The following is a 3349-nucleotide window of genomic DNA, read 5'->3' on the forward strand; positions in this document are numbered from 1 at the left end:
CCCGACGTCACCTTCTGACCGCCGCCGAACACCGACTCGAGATGAGCCTCCGCTTCACCATCTGGGACCACGTCACCGAGACCGTCGGCCTGCCCACCGCCCCCTGACCCAGGCGCCCCACCGCACCCTGGCACACCCTCAGCCGGACACGCGCTCATTAACGTGACAGCGCCTGGCAGCGCGGTGAAGAGAGTTGCCGCCCCCCGAAGGCATCGAGCGCCCTCTTCCCTGCTCTGGGTACCTGCGCTGTAATCAGAGCAAGCGGAGTGGACGACGGCTGTGTCGGAAAATAGCCGTCCAGACAGAGCCACCTGCTGCCTGGTCGGGAAGAGGCAGCGGCAGTGTCTTCGCGGCTCGTCCCGGGCAGGGATCGGCCGACCGCCACCCATGACCACGCATCGCCAAAGCGAGACGACGGCCTATCGGGCAACTCAGCGGAAAAGCCCCTCACGATCAAGTCGGCCCGCCGCGCCACCTAACTCGATTGCCTGGCTCCTGACAGCCGGCCAATGAGGAAAAGCCACATCCAACGCCCAAGCAAGCGAGCGCCCGACTCCGGTGCGGGGCCGCGTAAGTGCGTCGCGAGGTCGCGACGGACCATCACAATTAGCCTGCGAATAAAGACGTGCTAGCCCCGGCAAAGAGGACGACCCTTATGTTCCGAACAGTCATGACGATGGTGATGGCCGCATCCTTGGCAGCGGCCGCGGCACCCAGCGCCGTGGCCGCCCCGGCGAACTACCACCTGACGGTCATGCAGATGAACCCCGATCCGGCAAAGCCGGGAGGCGGTACCACCGTGCACGGCTTCGTGGCCAACAGCGGCCCCGACACCACCGACGCGCCGTTCACCGTCACGATCACCCTTCCATCCCAGACCACCGCCACCGGCCCGTTCTTCCCGAGCACTTGCACGGTCGACTGCACCGGACAGGTGGTCACCTGCACGTTCCCCGCGGGGCTTCAACCGCTGCAGACGGCCACCGCCCTGATTCCGGTTACGGTCTCACCCTCCGTCACACCCCCGGTCAGCATGCCGGGGTCGGTCAGCGTGCAGAGCGCGCACGACCCGAACCCCGCCAACCACACCGCCCCGTTCACGATCTCCGTGACCAGCTGAGACGTGGCACGCACCGGCGCGGACGGCGGGCGCGCTGACGGCACTGTGCTCCTCCACCGGTGGCATGCGAGTAAGCCTGCCGGGAAGAGGCACGCGTTCGAAGGGTCGTCCGGTGTGCTCCAAGGCGATCCGGACACGCCCAGCAGACACCTCCCGCTGTTCGCCCGAGGCACGAGGGCCGCGCAGCGGGGCATGTGGCACGCAGCGGTCGGCCTGTTCTTCCCGAGGCCGCGCCGGGCGCTACGTCCACACCGTCCAGACGACACCCAACGGAGGCTCATCATGCCGACGGTGACACAGGACTACCTCTCACCCGCCTACGCGACCACCGGCGACGAGGTCGCGGCCACCCTCACGGTCCACTCCAACACCAGCTTCACCGCCCAAACGCTCACCGTGGCGGTCCGCGACGCGTTCGGGCACAACCTGGACTTCGTCGGCCTCAACAACGTGACCATCACTCCCGCCGGCTACACACTGACGACGACATCGCAAACCTTCTACGCCGGGACGTACACGATCTTCGGCGCGTATCTGCTGGGCGGCGTGTGGTACAACCTGCCCTCGGTGACCATGGTCGTCGCCACCGCCCAGGGCGCCCCCACCGGCCCCACCGCGGGCAGGAGCCTCGTGTGGGCCGAACACTTCGACTACCCGCTCTCCCCGGTCCGGTGGAACAGCGCCGGCACCAGCGCCTACCAGTACTACACACACAACCCGAACGACGACAAGCTCGACTGGATCCACGCCGCCAACACCACGACCGCCAACAGCCTGGTGATCTTCACCGCCGCTCCCGGGACGGAGACGCTGGAGAACGGCAAGCAGGCCTGGGACACCGGGCTGATCACCACCGAAGGCACCACCGAGGCGTTCCAGGTCCAGACCGGCGACTACATAGAGGCCCGGGTCCAGATGCCGGCCGGGCTCGGGGCCTGGCCCGCGCTGTGGACCTGGCGCAACGGCGACAACGAGGTCGACTCGTTCGAGTACCACCCGGACAACCCGAACCTGCTGGAACTCACCAACCACGTCCGCTTCGGCCAGTACTACTACATCAACGCCCTGGCCGTGGTCCCGCTGGTCTTCCTGACCATCGGCACGGTCTACGGCGCCAGCTCGGTGGACTGGTACGTCAACGGAACCAAGGTCTTCTCTGACGACACCGGCGTACCGACCAACTGGACGGCCTTCCTGATCCTCAACCTGTCCATCGACGCCGGCGAGTACCACCCCGGCCCGGTGCCACCCGGCCCGCTCACCTTCCAGGCGGACTACATCCGGGTCTGGCGATGAGCAACATCCTACGGAGCGACACCGAACAAACGGAGGAGCCACGCCCATGACGACGGTCACGCAAGACCAACTCGGCCCGGCCTACGCCACGGCCGGCGAGTCGTTCTCAGCCGTACTGAAGGTCTTCTCCGACACCACGTTCACCGTGCAGAGTCTGGTGGTCGCCGTCCGCGACAGCGCCGGCAACAACCTGGACTTCCCCGGCGTGAACAACGTGGTCATCACCCAGGCCGGCTACACGCTGACCACCGCGAAGAAGAGCTTCACGGCCGGCACCTACACGATCTTCGGCGCCTACCTGCTGAGCGGCGTGTGGAACAACCTGCCCGCGGTCAGCATGCTCATCGGCGCCGCACCCTAGATGATTGAGCCCTCGCCATCTTCGAACGTGCTGGTCGGAGGGGCTGGTGTGGCGCTCGGTCGGGGTGCTCGGGCTGGTGGCGGGCGGGAGTCTGGGGTCTTGATCGTCTGACGGGCCGGTTTCGCCGGTTCCTCCACATCCCGGCTCCGGTGACGCCTACGACCCGGTTCATGATGGAGTCCGAGACCACGGAACGGGTCGCCGTGCGACGCGCGGAACTAAACGAGCTCGAAGAACAGCTGGCCAAGCAGCTGGAGGAGGTGCGGGCCGAGCGGGTCTGGCAGCGGATGGCCGAGCAGCTCGCTGTGGAAACGGCGGCGGCCGAGCCAGCGGCAGCGCAGGTCGCGGGCCGGGCGGGGCTGGCTGCGTAAGCTGCCCGACGGACGCTTCACCACACTTTCTTCTGTGGGCTCTGGCTCGTAATCGGTGGCAACGAAGGGTGACGAACGTCGTTGGCATGGTGTGCGCGATGTCAATGTGTCAATCCCCTGGAAACGTAGAGTCGTCTCTATGCGGCTTCGTCCCTCTGTCGGGTCTCGGCTCGCTGCTGGTTGATGATGCGTTCGAACTCG

At 66.7% G+C, this 3349-nt stretch carries 4 protein-coding genes; all 4 read left to right on the plus strand.

Annotated features, from left to right (window positions below; translation table 11 throughout):
* The first annotated feature begins 655 nt into the window (after positions 1–655).
* The 4 genes from ACZ38L_RS38900 (at position 656) to ACZ38L_RS38915 (ending at position 3148) form a co-directional block, all read left to right on the plus strand.
* Entirely contained in the window at positions 656–1120 is a 465-nt protein-coding gene (locus ACZ38L_RS38900) for a hypothetical protein (protein ID WP_465702779.1), read from the plus strand.
* Between the two features lie 282 nt (positions 1121–1402).
* Complete coding sequence (locus ACZ38L_RS38905; RefSeq protein ID WP_465702781.1) at positions 1403–2416, plus strand: glycoside hydrolase family 16 protein; 1014 nt, start codon at positions 1403–1405, stop codon at positions 2414–2416.
* 46 nt (positions 2417–2462) lie between these two features.
* Positions 2463–2777 carry a hypothetical protein gene (locus tag ACZ38L_RS38910; RefSeq protein WP_465702783.1) on the plus strand — a complete coding sequence of 105 codons (315 nt, stop codon included), beginning with the start codon at positions 2463–2465 and terminating at the stop codon, positions 2775–2777.
* 170 nt (positions 2778–2947) lie between these two features.
* A complete protein-coding gene (locus ACZ38L_RS38915; protein WP_465702785.1) occupies positions 2948–3148 on the plus strand; it encodes a hypothetical protein in 201 nt (66 codons plus the stop codon).
* The last annotated feature ends 201 nt before the right edge of the window (positions 3149–3349 follow it).

It is taken from the genome of Kitasatospora sp. NPDC024654 (assembly GCF_055559155.1).